16 protein-coding genes are annotated in these 16,385 nt (G+C 38.6%); 10 read left to right on the top strand and 6 right to left on the bottom strand.

Annotated features, from left to right (window positions below; genetic code table 11):
• Positions 1 to 85 precede the first annotated feature (85 nt).
• From QNI22_RS21225 to QNI22_RS21215, 3 genes are all read left to right on the top strand, one after another.
• A complete protein-coding gene (locus QNI22_RS21225; protein WP_314513779.1) occupies positions 86 to 943 on the top strand; it encodes a 2OG-Fe(II) oxygenase in 858 nt (285 codons plus the stop codon).
• Between the two features lie 85 nt (positions 944 to 1,028).
• Complete coding sequence (locus QNI22_RS21220) at positions 1,029 to 2,699, top strand: ArnT family glycosyltransferase (RefSeq protein ID WP_314513778.1); 1,671 nt, start codon at positions 1,029 to 1,031, stop codon at positions 2,697 to 2,699.
• A gap of 119 nt (positions 2,700 to 2,818) precedes the next feature.
• Positions 2,819 to 3,565, top strand: coding sequence for an endonuclease III domain-containing protein (locus QNI22_RS21215; protein ID WP_314513776.1), 747 nt, complete (start codon positions 2,819 to 2,821; stop codon positions 3,563 to 3,565).
• Positions 3,566 to 3,616: 51 nt separating this feature from the next.
• On the opposite strand, the gene QNI22_RS21210 is transcribed toward QNI22_RS21215, so the two are convergent.
• Positions 3,617 to 4,357, bottom strand: coding sequence for a glycosyltransferase family 2 protein (locus QNI22_RS21210; protein WP_313982931.1), 741 nt, complete (start codon positions 4,355 to 4,357; stop codon positions 3,617 to 3,619).
• Between the two features lie 182 nt (positions 4,358 to 4,539).
• Here QNI22_RS21210 and QNI22_RS21205 point away from each other — a divergent pair, with 182 nt between their 5' ends.
• Positions 4,540 to 5,658, top strand: a complete 1,119-nt coding sequence (locus tag QNI22_RS21205) for a TerC family protein (protein WP_314513775.1) — start codon at positions 4,540 to 4,542, stop codon at positions 5,656 to 5,658.
• A gap of 52 nt (positions 5,659 to 5,710) precedes the next feature.
• On the opposite strand, the gene gldC is transcribed toward QNI22_RS21205, so the two are convergent.
• On the bottom strand, positions 5,711 to 6,055 hold the full coding sequence (gldC, locus tag QNI22_RS21200; RefSeq protein WP_313982934.1) for a gliding motility protein GldC: 345 nt from the start codon (positions 6,053 to 6,055) through the stop codon (positions 5,711 to 5,713).
• A gap of 170 nt (positions 6,056 to 6,225) precedes the next feature.
• On the opposite strand from gldC, the gene QNI22_RS21195 reads away from it, so the two are divergent.
• Entirely contained in the window at positions 6,226 to 7,158 is a 933-nt protein-coding gene (locus QNI22_RS21195; RefSeq protein WP_314513773.1) for a DUF2167 domain-containing protein, read from the top strand.
• 23 nt (positions 7,159 to 7,181) lie between these two features.
• Here QNI22_RS21195 and QNI22_RS21190 read toward each other — a convergent pair whose 3' ends face one another.
• The 4 genes from QNI22_RS21190 to QNI22_RS21175 form a co-directional block, all read right to left on the bottom strand.
• On the bottom strand, positions 7,182 to 8,147 hold the full coding sequence (locus QNI22_RS21190; RefSeq protein WP_314513771.1) for a hypothetical protein: 966 nt from the start codon (positions 8,145 to 8,147) through the stop codon (positions 7,182 to 7,184).
• Positions 8,148 to 8,279: 132 nt separating this feature from the next.
• A complete protein-coding gene (locus QNI22_RS21185; RefSeq protein WP_314513769.1) occupies positions 8,280 to 8,942 on the bottom strand; it encodes a 3-oxoacid CoA-transferase subunit B in 663 nt (220 codons plus the stop codon).
• 27 nt (positions 8,943 to 8,969) lie between these two features.
• A complete protein-coding gene (locus QNI22_RS21180; RefSeq protein ID WP_314513768.1) occupies positions 8,970 to 9,665 on the bottom strand; it encodes a CoA transferase subunit A in 696 nt (231 codons plus the stop codon).
• A 300-nt stretch (positions 9,666 to 9,965) separates the two neighbouring features.
• Positions 9,966 to 10,997 (bottom strand): vWA domain-containing protein, encoded by a 1,032-nt coding sequence (locus QNI22_RS21175; protein WP_314513766.1) that lies wholly within the window; start codon positions 10,995 to 10,997, stop codon positions 9,966 to 9,968.
• A gap of 186 nt (positions 10,998 to 11,183) precedes the next feature.
• Between QNI22_RS21175 and QNI22_RS21170 the strand changes: the two genes are divergently transcribed.
• From QNI22_RS21170 to ccsA (QNI22_RS21150), 5 genes are all read left to right on the top strand, one after another.
• Entirely contained in the window at positions 11,184 to 11,855 is a 672-nt protein-coding gene (locus QNI22_RS21170) for a heme exporter protein CcmB (protein WP_313982945.1), read from the top strand.
• A 374-nt stretch (positions 11,856 to 12,229) separates the two neighbouring features.
• A complete protein-coding gene (gene ccsA, locus QNI22_RS21165; RefSeq protein ID WP_313982947.1) occupies positions 12,230 to 12,925 on the top strand; it encodes a cytochrome c biogenesis protein CcsA in 696 nt (231 codons plus the stop codon).
• Between the two features lie 50 nt (positions 12,926 to 12,975).
• Complete coding sequence (locus QNI22_RS21160) at positions 12,976 to 13,200, top strand: CcmD family protein (protein ID WP_313997458.1); 225 nt, start codon at positions 12,976 to 12,978, stop codon at positions 13,198 to 13,200.
• Positions 13,201 to 13,243: 43 nt separating this feature from the next.
• Complete coding sequence (locus tag QNI22_RS21155) at positions 13,244 to 13,684, top strand: cytochrome c maturation protein CcmE domain-containing protein (RefSeq protein WP_313997460.1); 441 nt, start codon at positions 13,244 to 13,246, stop codon at positions 13,682 to 13,684.
• A gap of 74 nt (positions 13,685 to 13,758) precedes the next feature.
• Complete coding sequence (gene ccsA, locus QNI22_RS21150; RefSeq protein ID WP_314513764.1) at positions 13,759 to 16,284, top strand: cytochrome c biogenesis protein CcsA; 2,526 nt, start codon at positions 13,759 to 13,761, stop codon at positions 16,282 to 16,284.
• The last annotated feature ends 101 nt before the right edge of the window (positions 16,285 to 16,385 follow it).

Here is a 16,385-nt window from a genome sequence, read left to right as displayed (position 1 = left end):
ATAGGTCAAAATAGTTTGGATGCTCATTAATCTGACAAATTGCATTACTTTTGTGTGTGTCTTACTAAACAAACTATACTAATCCGTGAATACTTCCGTAACTGCTCAAAAATCTATATTTAACTATGAACGCTGGAAAACTTCTTTGCCTGAAGACCAGCGTCGCTATCAGCAGGCATCACCTTATCCCCATATCTTTTTAGATAACTTTCTGGAAGAATGGGCTGCTGACGAAGCATTGTCCGAATTTCCAGCTGTAAAAGATGCAGGATGGATACACTATGTCCATGTAAATGAAAAGAAACATGGATTGAATAAAATGGACATGCTTCCTCCATTTGTCCGTTCTGTTATTGAAGAACTCAACTCTCCTCAGTTTGTTGAGTATGTAAGCAAGCTAACAGGCATTCCTAATTTGCTGCCTGATGATATGCTGGAAGGTGGGGGACTGCATCAGTCGGGACGGAATGGCTTCTTGAATGTGCATGCCGATTTTACAGTACATCCACACAAACGTAACTGGCGTAGACGTGTCAATGTACTCGTATACCTTAACAAAGATTGGAAGCCTGAATACAGAGGAGATCTGGAATTATGGGACCGTCAGATGAAAGGAGTGGTACAGAAGATTTCTCCTATATTCAATCGTTGTGTAATTTTTAACACAGATGAAGATTCCTATCATGGGTTGCCTGATCCAATATTGTGTCCGGAAGATATGACCCGTAAATCCATTGCCTTGTATTATTTTACAGAAGAGTCCGTAACACCAAAGTTGCGTTCAACCAATTATCAGGCTCGTCCGCAGGATGGTGCTAAATCCATTCTGATCTGGCTGGATAAAAAACTGGTTGCTACATATACAACGGTAAAGCGTACATTTGGAATTGATGATGCCTTTGTGAGCAAAGTATTAAACTTCTTTAGTGGAAAGAAAAAATAACTGAATACCAATTGGGGTGTTATAGAAGGGTGAATATACCTTTTATAACACCCTAATTATTTTAACTGCTAACCTCTTACATCACTTGAATAAACAACTTTTGTATTCAGTCCTGATCGCGCTGGTGGCAGGATTGTTCTTTCTTCCATTCTTGGGTGGAGTCCGTCTGTTTGACTGGGATGAGATCAACTTTGCTGAAATATCCCGTGAGATGATTGTATTAAATGATTATTTACGGGTACACGTAGATTTTTTACCATTCTGGGAAAAGCCTCCTTTTTTCTTCTGGCTACAATCGGCTGCTATGCACCTTTTTGGTATTGGAGAGTATGCGGCCCGGTTTCCTAATGCCATTTGTGGTATGATAACCCTGGTATTGCTATTCAGAGTTGGAGCTAAACTATATGATGTGCGTTTCGGATTGTTGTGGGCGGGAGCATATATTGGGTCAGTATTGCCGCATCTCTATTTCAAATCAGGTATTATAGACCCCTGGTTCAATTTGTTTATATTTTTGGGTTTACTCGGTATTATCCTTTTTTACTGGAAAAAAGACCAGTTTGTTGGCATTTTACTATTCCGAAATAAATACAGCTATCTGTTATTCGGAGGTTTTTTGCTTGGAGTAGGAGTGATTACAAAAGGCCCCGTTGCATACCTGATTGTTTGCCTTACCTTATTTGTGTACTGGCTTGTGAATCGGTTCTACTTTTTCATTAATGCCTGGCATTTTCTGTTGTTTAGTTTTATGACCTGTGTCATGACTCTGGCATGGTATGGATTAGAGACATGGCAACATGGACCCTGGTTCATTAATGAATTCATGAAATATAACTACCGGCTTTTTAGTACCCCTGACGCCGGACATGCAGGATTTCCTGGTTATCATTTTGCTGTATTACTGGTAGGCTGTTTCCCTGCTTCTATCTTTGCTCTTAGAGCTTTCCGTAATACCCCACAGCAATTTAACTATCAGCGTGATTTTAAACGTTGGATGATTATTCTGTTCTGGGTAGTACTGATTCTATTTACAATAGTGAAATCCAAGATCGTGCACTATTCGTCCATGTGCTACTTTCCGATGACTTACCTGACTGCACTAACTATTTACCAGATGTGGGAAGGTAAAATTCGTTTTAATGGATGGATGCGTTTTGGATTAATTGCAGTAGGGTCGTTGTATTGTATTGCAACCATCGCTCTACCATTTTTAGGACGGCGTATTGATTTAGTAAGACCTTTTGTCGAAAAAGATCCTTTTGCCTTAGCTAACCTAGATGCCAATATCAATTGGTCATTGTGGTGCATCATTCCTGGTATAATACTTCTTATTGCTATTGTAACAGGTATTCGTTTTCTGAACCGGAACCAGCCTGAAGAAACTATGAAAGGGGCTATTGCCTTCTTTGCTGGTACAGCAGTATTCGTATTGGCAACTCTTATAGCATATATTGGTCGTATCGAAGGGATCTCTCAGGATGCTGCTATGCGCTTTTATGAAGCACAACAGGGAAAAGATGCGTATGTCGTAACACATAAATTCCGGAGTTATGGCCGATATTTTTATCCTAGAGAACCAAACCATGCCAATCCCAAACGTCATGATATGGATTGGTTATATTATGGGGATATCGATAAAGATGTTTATGTAGTAGCCAAAATCACTTCCGAAGCAGAAACAGATACAATACATACATTGAAGAAAATAGGAGAGGAAAACGGATTTCTGTTTTATAAACGCGAAAAGAAGAAGTAAAATACCATTTCATAAATGTCATCCTGGAAGCCTTCCTTTATTAGGAAGGCTTTTTTGTTATTAGAATTATGTATTGATACAGGAATGATTTTTTATCTGCTTATTACAAAAGGACAGCTATGACAAGGATTGAAAATAGAGATAATCTGCTTACAGACCCTATGACATTGGAGCAGAAACTATGGGAAGCTCATTTACGCTTACAAACATTATATGGTGAACAGGAATTAATTAGTAGGAGAGAGCCTATGCGAGAATTAATCTCGACAGTATTATCTCATAGAACCACTCATGCCAATGAAGAAGAAGCTTACTGGCGGATGTTTGAAAAGTTTGGGACCTGGGAAGGGATTAGGGATGCTCCTTATGAAGAGTTGGTGAAAGCACTTTCACCAGCACAGTTTCCTGAACCAAAGGCGGCTTATATACAAAAGATCCTGACACAGATCTTTAATGAGAGGGGAGAAGCCAATATCGGTTTTTTGAAAGATATGTCATTGGAAGAAGGGCTTGAGTGGTTGTACTCATTGCCAGGAGTAGGATTAAAAACAGCTGCTCTGGTATTGCTGTTTAACTTTCATAAACCTGTATTGCCTGTAGACACCCATGTACACCGTGTTACACAACGGTTAGGTGTAATTGGTCCAAAGATCACTCCTGATAAAGCCCATGCTCTATTGCTGTCTTTGTTACCGAAAGACCCCAAGGTATTATTTAATTTTCACAAACACTTCTATTGGCATGGACAGCGTGTTTGCAAATGGGCCGAGCCTAAGTGTAGCCAATGTCCGTTGCCCAATATTTGCAACTGGTATCAGGAGCATAGAGCTACTAACAAATCAGAAAACATACCCGCTGATAATTAATAGATCAGTGGCAGGTAAAGATAAGCCATTTGTCTGCCACTGGTACAACTATTATTTCAGCAGTTTCCATTTCATCAAACCTATCTTAGTCAGGAAATAAAACAGGGAAACTTTAAGTACACCCAATCCATAAGTAACACTGCGTGAAAAGTTTATGGACGAAGCTTCTTCAAAGTATTTGGTGGGACAGGTAACTTCTCCAATCTCATAACCTTTGTAAAAAATCTGTGCTATCATTTCATTATCAAAAATGAAGTCATCAGAGTTAGGGGTTAAATCAATACTCCGTAAGACTTCGCCAGAGAATGCTCGGTATCCTGTATGATACTCAGATAGCTTCTGATTCATTAAGATATTTTGAGAAAGAGTCAGAAAACGGTTTGCTATGTATTTATACATAGGCATACCTCCTTTAAGAGCTCCCTTACCCAAAATACGGGATCCAAACACTACCGGATATAATTCGTTCCCAATAATGGATACCATAGCTGTAATTAGCTTGGGAGTATACTGATAGTCTGGATGCAACATTACTACTATATCTGCATTGAGACTTAAAGCAGTAGCATAGCAGGTTTTCTGATTGCCACCATATCCTTTATTTTGTTCATGTCGGATTATGGTTTTAATTCCCAGCTTTTTTCCAACTTCTAAAGTATTGTCGGGACTAGCATCGTCTACCAATACAACTTCATCCACAATATCAAACGGTATTTCGCGATAAGTTTGTTCTAATGTAAGAGCGGCATTATAAGCCGGTAATACAATAACTACTTTTTTATTATTATACATGGCTGCAAAATTAGAGAATACAATCTTGTTCGCCAATAGTTTGAGCAGGCATGTGTTTTTATTTTATGTATTGATTGGGATTTTATTGGATATGAGGTAGATTTCGGCTAAAAATGATTATAAGAAACCTATCGCAGTGCAGTTTTTACTATTTTTACTAATCCGACAACTATTTTTTCTGCATGATTTCAAACGAAGCTATCTTCTTTTTACTTTTTAATGCATTCATTATTGGGATGCTTTTGTTGGATCTGGGCGTTTTCAGCAGGAAAAGTCATATCGTCAGTTTTAAGGAAGCTGGTGCCTGGAGTGCTGTGTGGGTAATGTTTGCACTGGCTTTTTATGTATTTCTGAATAATTATGGCTATCTGATCCATGACATAGATACCAATGCCAAACTTGTTTCTATAAAAGAAAAGTATTCAGAACATGTAAAGTTTTCTACTACAGACTTTGAACTGAATAAGCGGCTGTACATGGATAATATGTCTCTTGAGTTTATCACTGGATATTTGATGGAGTATGCATTGTCTGTGGACAATATTTTTGTCATGTTGCTGATATTTAGTTCTTTTAATGTAAAGGAGATTTACTATAAGAAAGTGCTTTTCTGGGGGATCTTAGGAGCTATTGTGATGCGCTTCACCTTTATCTTTTTAGGAAGCAGCTTGATTCAGAAGGCAGACTGGGTTTTATATGTGTTTGGAGGCTTTCTGGTATTTACCGGAATACGGATGTTTATCAATCGTAATGAAGATGAACAGATAGAACCACATAATCATCCGGTCGTAAAATTTGCTTCCAAATACTTCTCTGTAACACCAGGTTTTGTTGGAAATCACTTTTTTGTAAGAAAAGACCATAAGCTAATGCTTACTCCATTATTTTTGGTTGTACTCATAATCGAGTTTACAGACCTGATTTTTGCTGTAGACTCCGTACCTGCTGTCTTTTCTATTACCAAAGACCCCTATATTGTTTATTTCTCCAATATCTTTGCTATTATGGGTCTGCGGTCTATGTTTTTCTTTCTGACCAATATCATGCACCTGTTCCATTACCTGAAGGTAGGGTTATCGTTTCTGATGTTGTATATAGGAGGCAAGATGCTGGCACATCACTATCTGGAGGAGATTGGATTTAAGACGCAATATTCACTCTACATTATTTTAGCTATTCTGGTAATTAGTATTGGCGCATCTTTGTTGTTTCCTCAGAAAAAAGAGGAAATCACAGACAAGCCAGAACCTCCACAAAATTCTCCAGAAACAAAAGACGAATCCTGGATGGAAAATTATTAATAGATAGATTAAAGGAAAACTGCCTGGCAATTACTTATGCCAGGCAGTTTTTTTATTGTCCTTGTTCTTCTGCTTCTTTCTTCAATAGTTCTGTTAAATAATGACACAAATCATTCATAGCATCCGACATTTTCTCATCTCCGGTAGCTCTTAGCATTGTATCGCTCAGTGTCCCAATAATATCAATACAGAATTGTTTCATATCCTGGACAGGCATCTCCTTTGTCCAAAGGTCTACTTTCATTGTACCTTTGTGATACATATCCCATATTGCAATAGAAACTGCTCTGGTTTCGTCAATACCTTCATTAGGGTTATCAGTAGCATGCCAATGAATTTTTTCCGGAACACTGTCATTGTCTAATACTACATCAAAATGTATTTCTGATTTTTTCACAGGTATAAGGTTAAGGTTTTTGTCTAAACGCTATTCAAATCGCTCAGGTTCATTTGACCAGCTAAACCACAAAAATAGTCTAAATATTTTAAATGATCATGACTGTTTACTTCCTGTCGTTTTTCTGAATAAATGTGAAGTTATCACTGTCTTTTAAAATTTATATTTTCATGAGGAAAAACTATTACGCTTTAGTAGGAGGAGTTTTATTGTTTTTTATTTCCCTGGTAAGTCAGGCTACAGATGTTGACTCTACTGCCATATATCAGGCTAAGATTGACTCTATTGAGAATTCACTAAAATATCAGCATGGTACAATAAAACTGGAAGGGGGAATTGGAGAGGTAACTATTCCAACAGGTTTTAAATACCTGGACCCCAAGCAGGCCGAGTATGTACTGACTGACTTGTGGGGTAATCCCAAACAATCTACCTTAGGATTAATTGTGCCTGAAAACCAAGGTGTACTGGGTGACAAAGCATGGGCATTCAATATTCAATATGATGAAATGGGCTATGTTAAGGATGATGATGCCGATGATATTGATTATGAAGAATTGTTAGAAGAAATGCAGAATGATATTGTTGAAGCAAGCAAAGAGCGAGTAGCACAGGGATACGAGCCGATTAAACTTGTAGGCTGGGCCAACAAACCTTTTTATGATGAAGATCGGAAAATCCTGCATTGGGCTAAGGAGATCAAGTTTGGTGATGAGGAAGTGAATACACTGAATTATAATGTCCGTGTTTTGGGACGTAAAGGGGTATTGGTGTTAAATGCGATTGGTTCTATGCAGGAATTGCCTGTCATCAATAAGAATATAGACAAAGTGTTGAACATTGTCCAGTTTTCAGATGGGTATAAGTACTCTGACTTTAACCCGGATGTTGACGAAGTAGCTGCTTATACTGTAGGTGGATTGGTGGCAGGAAAAGTTTTGGCAAAGGTAGGTATACTAGCATTTGTTGGTAAGTTTTTTAAAATAATTGCAGTAGCAGTTATTGGTGGGGTATCTGCTTTGTGGAAATGGCTTACAGGTCGAAGGAAAGATGATACAGAGTTAGCGACTGCAACAGACGAAACTCCAACCAGTGAGGCATAAAAAAAGGGCATTTTGCCCTTTTTTTATGCTCTTGTATCTGTAACCAGAGAGTTTGTTGATATTCTGGCTCCGCTGGTTGTCAATATTTTGTCTACTTCTTTTACCAGATATAAGGAAGCTTCAATTTCGTCTTTACGTATAGAAACACTTTCAATATTAAATCCGAAAGGAATACCTTTGTACTTGCAGAATGCTACCAGCTCGTTGGCGATATGTAACGATAATTCTACTGAACGTTGAAGAATATCCTGGCAGTTAGCTAATTCGTTTTTTAACCAGATAGGCATGTGAATGCCTAACCATTCCATAAAATCAATTGTTTTTAATGAACCGCATGTGGTTAATGTAAAAATAATGGTAGGTAGTGGACGTTGATGGGACTGACAATAAAAATACAAGTCAGATAATACATTTTTTGTGTACTCTACATTGTATACACACTGAGAAATAAAGAATGAACAACCTGCTTCCATCTTCTGAACAATTTTCAAATGTTCATTTCGACCACTCTGATGTCGTTCAGAGATGGTAACCCCTCCTAACAGAGCATTCTGATTGTGTGTATTCCATATATCATAAGCTTCTGACAGTCTAAGTTGAGTTACCTGATCTCTGGATGGAGCCCCTACAAAAACAATAGCACAAGGTTGTTGCTGAATATCTTGTATCCAGGTTGATAATTCTCCTCCTGAGAGTTTGCCCACAGACCGATAAATTATTTTTGGAATAGCAAGTTCATGCAGATAAGAGGTTGTATAATTATAAGCATCAATAGTTGGTAAAAACGGAAAAGGACGTTCCTGTGAATTACGATTCGACTCATCCTGCAAATCATAGATGACCATACCATCGATAGGCAGGCTTTGTACATTTGCAATTCGTTTTTGTGAAATCTCCAGTGTCTTTTCTGAAGTGTTTTGTGCTTTGGGAGGAGTGATCCCATAAAGCAAAATACCTGATTGCTTATTTTTTACCTTATCAAAAAACATGAGTGGATTACATTGAATGCGACCCGCAAGATACTGTTTTTTGTAAAGTAATGTATAGATGAATAGGCATAAAATCCTTTCAGCAAAAGATTATTGCAGAAATAGCAGAGAAATGTGTTGATTCCTGACTATCTACAAGTTTATTTCCATTTCAGGAATTTCTCCTTCTATGATTAACTTTCCGGCAGTGGCGTTTCGAATTTCATCGACAGATATACCAGGAGCACGTTCCAGAAGTTTAAATCCACCTTCTGATAATATATCCAGTACGGCTAGTTCTGTTACAATTTTTTTGACACAACGTAGTCCTGTAATAGGAAGAGTACATTGAGGCAATAGTTTGGACTCTCCTGCTTTATTGATATGCTGCATGGCTACAATAATGTTTTGTGCGGAGGCAACAAGGTCCATTGCTCCACCCATACCTTTAACCATCTTACCAGGAATTTTCCAGTTGGCAATATCTCCATTTTCTGAAACTTCCATAGCGCCAAGTATGGTAAGGTCAATATGTTCTCCCCGGATCATTGCAAAACTGGCCGCCGAATCAAATAACGCAGAGCCTGGGAGTGTAGTAACAGTTTGCTTACCTGCATTGATCAAGTCTGGATCTACCTCGTTTTCATAAGGGAATGGTCCCATTCCCAATAACCCATTTTCGGATTGTAATACTACGTCAATAGAGGAAGGGATGTAATTGGCTACCAGTGTTGGAATACCAATACCCAAATTTACATACATACCATTTCGAACTTCTTGTGCAATTCGTTTGGCTATTCCATTTTTATCAATCATACACTAATTGGTTTCTGAGAAGAGATATTAGTTGCGGACAGTGCGTTGTTCAATACGTTTTTCGTAGTCAGAGCCTTGAAAGATCCGCTTTACATAAATGCCTGGAGTATGTATCTGGTTAGGGTCCAGTTGACCCGCTGGTACTAGTTCTTCTACTTCTGCAATGGTAATCTTGCCTGCTGTTGCCATCATTGGGTTAAAGTTACGCGCTGTGCCTTTGTAAATCAGATTGCCTGCCGTATCTCCTTTCCATGCCTTTACAATGGAAAAATCGGCGCGTAGCCAGCGTTCCATCAGATATAATTTTCCATCAAACTCCCTAGTTTCTTTTCCTTGTGCTACTTCTGTACCTACGCCAGCCGGAGTAAAAAATGCAGGGATACCTGCACCGCCAGCTCGAATACGCTCTGCTAAAGTGCCTTGAGGGAGCAATTCTACTTCGAGTTCACCGGAAAGCAACTGACGTTCAAACTCTGCATTTTCTCCAACGTAAGACGAAATCATTTTTTTTACCTGCTTTTGTTTGAGCATCAGTCCAATCCCGAAATCGTCTACACCTGCATTGTTGGAAATACACGTCAGATTTTTGACTCCTTTTTGTAGCAGGGCAGCAATGCAGTTCTCTGGAATACCACATAATCCAAATCCACCAAGCATAAGTATCGCGCCATCAAAAATATCGGCAATGGCAGCATCTGCGTTGGCAACAACTTTATTAATCATAGCAACAAGAAAAATAATGATACTGACAATATAGAATTTTTGTTGGTACGAAGAGAAATTAAATAAAGAATATTTAAAAACTCAGATAAAATATAAATAAAGGATGTGGTGACTATACAAGAGTATCAGCGGACTGATAGTGGAAGAGAATAATCAGATCTCTGTTAAAATAAAAAGAGCATCAGAAGTCTGATACTATCAAGAGATAATCGGAGTTCTGGTTGGAATTTGGTTTGAGAAGAAAATAATCTGATAGATATAAAGATTAGAGATCTATCAGAAGCCTGATAGTAAATGGTGTTAATCTTCCAGAATATTATTCATGAAGGTACACTTGGTTGCTATCCAGGCTACTAAACACACCAGTGCCCAGCGGAGATATATCTGATAAAAGTCTTCTGTGTCTTTGTAACGTGCTTCTGTAATAGGAGCTTTTTCATAGGCATCGATCTGCTTGAAAATACTTTGTAAAGCAGCTGCATTGGAAGCGCGATAAAACCGTCCATCTCCGATTCGCGATATTTCACGCATGATGGTTTCGTCAACCGTATTATTTTGCTGGACGATTTTGCCTTCAGAATTGACTGCCTGTACCATACCTTCACGTCCAACCAGAATGGTATATAGTTTAATTTGATTAACCTTAGCCAACTTGGCGGCTGTAAGAGGATCTATATTACCCGCCGCACTTTCACCATCACTGATGATAATAGCAACTTTTGATTTGGAATTCGATTCACGCATTCGGTTAATAGTGACCGCGATAGCTGTACCCAAGGCTGTTTCAGGATTCTGAATCATATTTTGATTGATATCTCCGAGCAAGTGATTCAGTAAATCATAGTCTGTTGTTAAAGGAGCTAATGAATAGGCATCGCCTGCAAATACTACCACGCCAATCCGGTCCTGAAAACGATTATTGACAAAGTTTTTAGCCAGCTTCTTCGCTACTTCCAGTCTGTTGGGTTGAAAGTCAAGAGCCAGCATGGAACGGGATACATCCATAACCAGCATAATATCTATACCCATAGAGGAGAGTTCAACTCGTTGATTGATACGTTGAGGACGAGCTAATGCTATAATGATCAGTGCAACTACCATCGAAACCAGAAGATCTGGTATAAATCGTAACAGACTTGTCAATGACCAGTAAAACCTTTTGCCGGGCATCGTAAGCGCCAGCTTCTGCCGAAAACGAACAAATAACAGCCAGCGTATTGAAAATAAAAATGGGATAAGCAATAGTCCGTACAAAAAGAGTTTCTGACCCCATGTAAAACTACGTAGTGTCTCGGGTGAAAACCAGGAAAGGGAGTACCATTCAGGTGTCAATTTTCAAATAAGTTAAGTCTGTTGTCAGAGTGTTAACAGTTATCCCTATTATTCACTCACAAAATGTATCTTTGCCCAAAGTTACGCCAGTATTTAGAAAAAAATAAGTTTTTCGTTTCTCGTTTTGCTTTGGTCTGTTACTACTATATAGAGAACCATACCAGAAAGAGAAATTTCCATCCAACCATGATTGTAATTAGGGAGATTGCTTATCTGATTCGTAAAGAAGTGCTGCTAGAATGGCGGCAAAAGTATGCATTGAATGGCATGCTGTTATATATTGTTAGTACTGTTCTGATTTGTTATCTGAGCTTCAGTTCTCGTAATGAAGGTATAAGTCCTCCTACCTGGAATGCTTTGTTCTGGATTATTTTGCTGTTCACAGCTGTCAGTGCTGTTGCAAAGAGCTTTATGCAAGAACGTGCCGGGCGACTACTTTATTATTATACGTTGGCTAGTCCCCAGGCTATTATTCTTTCCAAGATAATATACAATACCTTGTTAATGAGTTTGATTGCCTTAATTGGATATTTTGTCTATGCTATGATGTTAGGCAATCCGGTTGATGACAAACCCTTATTTATTTTTACTATTCTGCTAGGTAGTTTTGGATTTGCCTCAACATTGACTATGGTATCGGGTATTGCTTCCAAAGCAGGAAATAATAGTGTTCTGATGGCTATACTGAGTTTTCCTATTATACTGCCTATGCTACTGATGCTCATCAAGGTTTCCCGCAATGCAATGGATGGCTTGGATCGATCAGTAATAATGGATGAATTGAACACATTACTGGCACTCAATGCTATTGTAGTAGCTTTGTCCTATATGTTGTTTCCTTATTTGTGGAAGAGTTGATTCGCCCTTAATTATGCAACATTCTATTTACTTACTGATACAAAGGATGATGAGGAAATAGTTGTTTCTGGGATATGGTTTCTAAAATAAATCTTTTACTAAGCTAGTTCGTTTGGTTGAAGTCTATATTCTTCTAAGATAAAAATAGATGCAATTCCACTACTAATCTCCAGAATATCAGCTGAACTCAGATATTTTACGTTTCAAATAGCAAAAAATGATTTCTGTCATTTCAGATTTTGAATTATTTGGCGTTTCGCATTTATTTTGGTTGTACCTTTGCAGTCAACTTATTTGTGTAACAACAGGCGCTTACCAGATATTGTTCTGACTGGTGCTTCTGATAGTTGTTCCTTTCTCTGAGATACTCTTTTATGATAGCATTATTTTATAAATCATGGTGGAAAGTTCTGACAGTTATTCTGTTGCTTTACACCATTTTAGGTGGCTTTTTAATGCCTGTTCCCAAACTGCCTATCTTGCATGAAACCATCCGCAATATGAACTTTCATGTGGCATTGTGGTTTGCTATGATGATCATCCTTACTTTTTCTGTTGTATACTCCATCCGCTATTTGCGCAACCCTACCCCTCAAAATGATGATTTTGCTGTGGAAACAGCCAATGTTGGGATTGTGATTGGTATGTTGGGAATTACTACAGGAAGTATCTGGGCCCGTTTTACCTGGGGTGACTGGTGGGTACAAGATCCTAAATTAAATGGTGCCGCTGTAGCTATGCTGATTTATTTAGCGTATCTGATTTTGCGGGGATCGTTACCTGACCAGCAGCAACGTGCCAGAATCAGTGCTATCTATAATATCTTTGCTTATGGGATGCTGATTCCTTTATTATATATCCTTCCACGATTAAAAGGAGTTGACTCTCTACATCCGGGACAAGGTGGAAATCCAGGATTCAGCGCTTATGATTTGGACAATAATTTAAGAAAGGTATTTTATCCGGCAGTTTTCGGATGGACTTTGTTAGGATTATGGATTGCTTCACTACGTATCCGCATTCGTATGGTAGAGCATACCCTATCAGAAAAAATGGCTGTTAATGGATAGTTTTTTCAAAGAAAATAGTTTTAGAAATAGAGTTAATACTAGATCATACGATGTGTAAGAAACTAATAGTTGCATTGGTTGCTATACTGGCATCCACTAATTTATGGGCTCAGAATGCGGGAGGTGATATAGAAATGGCTGATGCCATGCGTGCAAATGGAATGATTTATGTGGTAGTAGCTGTTGCTGCTGTAGTTATGATAGGACTGCTTGCTTTTGTATTTGCTACAGATCGTAAAATCTCCAGAGTAGAAAAAGAATTAAAAGAAAAATAAGGTCTCACTTTAGTATTATATAAAACACCTTGCCTGTTTTCCCATGAAAATTACTCATATTATTGGCATTATTGTTATCGTGGTGGCAATCGCTGTGATTGTGTCAACCACAAAGGATGTAAGTACCTATGTTACCTTCAAAGAGGCTGCTGACATGGCTGCCAGTGGTAAATCTACTAAAGTACATGTGGTGGGATCGCTGAAAAAAGATGCTACCGGCAATATTCTGGAAATGAGTTATCAACCAGAAATCGATCCTAATCACTTTACTTTCAAATTAATCGACAGAGATAACAAAGAAACAATCGTTGTATATGACAATCCCAAACCACAGGACTTTGAACGATCTGAGCAGGTAGTGGTGATTGGACATATGCAGAACAATGAGTTTATTGCAGAGAAAATTCTGATGAAATGTCCTTCCAAGTATCAGGAAACAGAAATTAAGGGAACAGAGAAGGCCGGTTCACAGGCAAGTTTATAAACTAATTATTGCATTGGATTCTGGTAGCATGTATCGATAACAGACCTCCGGAATCCAAAATCTGAAACTATATTATGATTCACGAAGGTATAGGTAACTTTGGGCATTTTGCCGTTATTCTCTCTTTTATCTCTTCTCTGATTGCGGCATATGGGTATTATCAGATGAGCCGCAAAGAAGATATTCTGGAAGTAAACCAGTGGCGCAGATTTTCTCGCGCCGTTTTTTTTACACACTTTGGTGCGGTAGTAGCTGTAGTGGGTACACTCTTCTTTATCATCATCAATCATTACTTTGAGTACTATTACGCCTATGACCACTCTTCTTTGAGCATGCCTACCAAATATATTCTGGCTTGTTTCTGGGAAGGTCAGGAGGGAAGTTTTCTTCTATGGATATTCTGGCATGTATTGCTTGGGCTGGTATTTATCTTTGCGAATCGTCAGTGGGAGGCACCTGCTATGACAGTATTTATGCTGGTACAGGCATTTTTGGCTTCGATGATTTTAGGTGTGGTAATTCCAGGGCTCAATGTGAAGATTGGATCTTCTCCGTTTATCCTGTTGCGGGATGCTATGAGTGATGCACCTATCTTTAAAACTCAACCTAACTTTATTCCTGAAGATGGAAGCGGACTTAATGCCCTATTGCAGAATTATTGGATGGTAATTCACCCACCTACTTTATTCCTGGGATATGCAGCCACATTAGTACCTTTTGCTTTTGCTATTGCTGGACTATGGTATAGAAAATACACGGAGTGGATTAAACCTGCTATGCCCTGGACCTTGTTTGCCGTATTTATTCTAGGGACAGGAATTATTATGGGAGGTGTATGGGCCTACGAAACACTAAACTTTGGTGGATACTGGAACTGGGACCCTGTAGAGAATGGCGTATATATTCCCTGGCTGACATTAGTAGCTGGTTTGCATACCATGTTACTGGCCCGCAAAAACGGAACAGCGTTAAAAGCTTCGCTAATATTGGTTGTTTCTACTTTTATTCTGGTTCTCTACGCTACTTTTATTACACGTAGTGGTATCTTAGGCAATGCTTCTGTACACTCTTTCACTGATCTTGGATTATCAGGGCAGTTACTGATTTATTTGCTGGTGTTTACATTCATCGCTATTGTTCTGATGATCCGGGAGTGGAAACGTATTCCTTCTGCCGATGCCGAACTGGCTGTATATACCCGTGAGTTCTGGATCTTCATGGGAATTACAGTACTGGGATTGGCTGCATTTCAGGTATTGGTTCCTACTTCTATTCCTGTCTGGAATAAAATCGTTGAATTATTTGGTGCCGTTTCTAATGTCGCTCCTCCTGCTGATCAGATTGAATTTTATACACAGTTTCAACTTTGGTTCTTTATTGTTATTGCTATTCTTTCAGCTGTTGGACAGTTTTTCTGGTGGAAGCGGTATGAGTCAGCTAAGTCGTTGAACTGGTTGGTCATGCCATTATTAATTGCTTTGTTATTAGCTGCATTAATTGCCAGTGTGGCCAAAGTTGCTGAGTGGCAATATATTATCTTGTTATATGCAGCATCTTTCTCTCTTATTGTTAATGGTCGTATTTTATGGATGATCATCCGGAATGGATATAAGCTGTCTGGTGGAGCCATATCTCACATGGGTGTTGCTCTGATGTTGATTGGAATCCTGTTTTCATCCGGTTATTCAAAAGTAGTTTCACTAAATATGACTGGGTTGATGTATTCTCGTGGGGAAGATTTTACAAAAGACGATAATAAAGAAAATAAAGAGAATACATTGCTTTGGATCAACGAACCTACCCGTATGGATAAATATATCGTGACCTATAAGGGTAAGCGGGCTGAAGTAAAAGGTGTTCCCGGGTATGTAGATCCTAAGTTGTTGGGATCTGCTGATGTTCCTTTCAGAGCTGTGGCAACAAATCCTATTGAGAAAGAAGGAAAAGTATATTATCAAAAAGGAGATACAGTACGTGTGTATCCGGAGAATACGTACTATGAAGTAGAATACCGCGATGAAGAGGGACGAGTATTTACCTTGTATCCGCGGGTTCAGAAAAATGGAGAAATGGGTGGATACGCTATTTCTCCGGATATTCAGAAAGAACCTCGTCGCGATCTGTATACATTCGTAAACTATGATCCAGGTATGGCAGGTGAAAAGAAAGAATGGAGTAAACCGGAAGAGTTTACAGCACACAAAGGCGATACGTTGTATTTGAATGATTATGTAGCTGTATTGGACGATGTGACACGTGTCACAGATATACCAGGTATCGTGCTAACTTCTTCCGATGCAGCTGTAAAAGCCAACATTCGCATTTTGGGTAAAACACAGGAATACATTGCACAACCAACCTTTGTTATTAAAGATCGGATGGTTGGACAAATGTCTGAGACAATAAATGACCTGGGTCTGCGTGTTTCTTTCCTAAATGTAAATCCTGCTACAGGAGAGTTTACATTTGGCGTAAGTCGTACACAGAAAGATTTTATTATTCTAAAAGCAATCGAAAAACCCTATATAAATATTCTTTGGATTGGATCTATTGTAATGCTGATAGGGTTTGTAATCTCTATCTTCCGGTGGAAACGATAAGAGGTTAATTTACTTCTTTTGCCCCTATGACTTAGCGGGTGGAATCTTTTTAGATTTCACCCGCTAATTTTTTTACAGGAGTTTGCAACTTTTCTCTTTTT

Origin of the sequence: Xanthocytophaga agilis, assembly GCF_030068605.1 — a bacterium.
Taxonomy (GTDB): Bacteria; Bacteroidota; Bacteroidia; order Cytophagales; family 172606-1; genus Xanthocytophaga; species Xanthocytophaga agilis.
The sequence above is the reverse complement of the archived record's forward strand: the minus strand, read 5'-3'. Positions and strand labels throughout refer to the sequence as shown.

What these genes read in the sequence shown, in the direction of transcription:
- QNI22_RS21170 (WP_313982945.1), top strand. Translation starts at nt 11,184, where the DNA reads ATGATTGTAATTAGGGAGATTGCTTATCTGATTCGTAAAGAAGTGCTG.
- QNI22_RS21185 (WP_314513769.1), bottom strand. Translation starts at nt 8,942, where the DNA reads ATGATTGATAAAAATGGAATAGCCAAACGAATTGCACAAGAAGTTCGA.
- ccsA (WP_313982947.1), top strand. Translation starts at nt 12,230, where the DNA reads ATGATAGCATTATTTTATAAATCATGGTGGAAAGTTCTGACAGTTATT.
- QNI22_RS21190 (WP_314513771.1), bottom strand. Translation starts at nt 8,147, where the DNA reads ATGTTTTTTGATAAGGTAAAAAATAAGCAATCAGGTATTTTGCTTTAT.
- QNI22_RS21195 (WP_314513773.1), top strand. Translation starts at nt 6,226, where the DNA reads ATGAGGAAAAACTATTACGCTTTAGTAGGAGGAGTTTTATTGTTTTTT.
- QNI22_RS21205 (WP_314513775.1), top strand. Translation starts at nt 4,540, where the DNA reads ATGATTTCAAACGAAGCTATCTTCTTTTTACTTTTTAATGCATTCATT.
- QNI22_RS21160 (WP_313997458.1), top strand. Translation starts at nt 12,976, where the DNA reads ATGTGTAAGAAACTAATAGTTGCATTGGTTGCTATACTGGCATCCACT.
- QNI22_RS21155 (WP_313997460.1), top strand. Translation starts at nt 13,244, where the DNA reads ATGAAAATTACTCATATTATTGGCATTATTGTTATCGTGGTGGCAATC.
- ccsA (WP_314513764.1), top strand. Translation starts at nt 13,759, where the DNA reads ATGATTCACGAAGGTATAGGTAACTTTGGGCATTTTGCCGTTATTCTC.
- QNI22_RS21210 (WP_313982931.1), bottom strand. Translation starts at nt 4,357, where the DNA reads ATGTATAATAATAAAAAAGTAGTTATTGTATTACCGGCTTATAATGCC.
- QNI22_RS21180 (WP_314513768.1), bottom strand. Translation starts at nt 9,665, where the DNA reads ATGATTAATAAAGTTGTTGCCAACGCAGATGCTGCCATTGCCGATATT.
- QNI22_RS21215 (WP_314513776.1), top strand. Translation starts at nt 2,819, where the DNA reads ATGACAAGGATTGAAAATAGAGATAATCTGCTTACAGACCCTATGACA.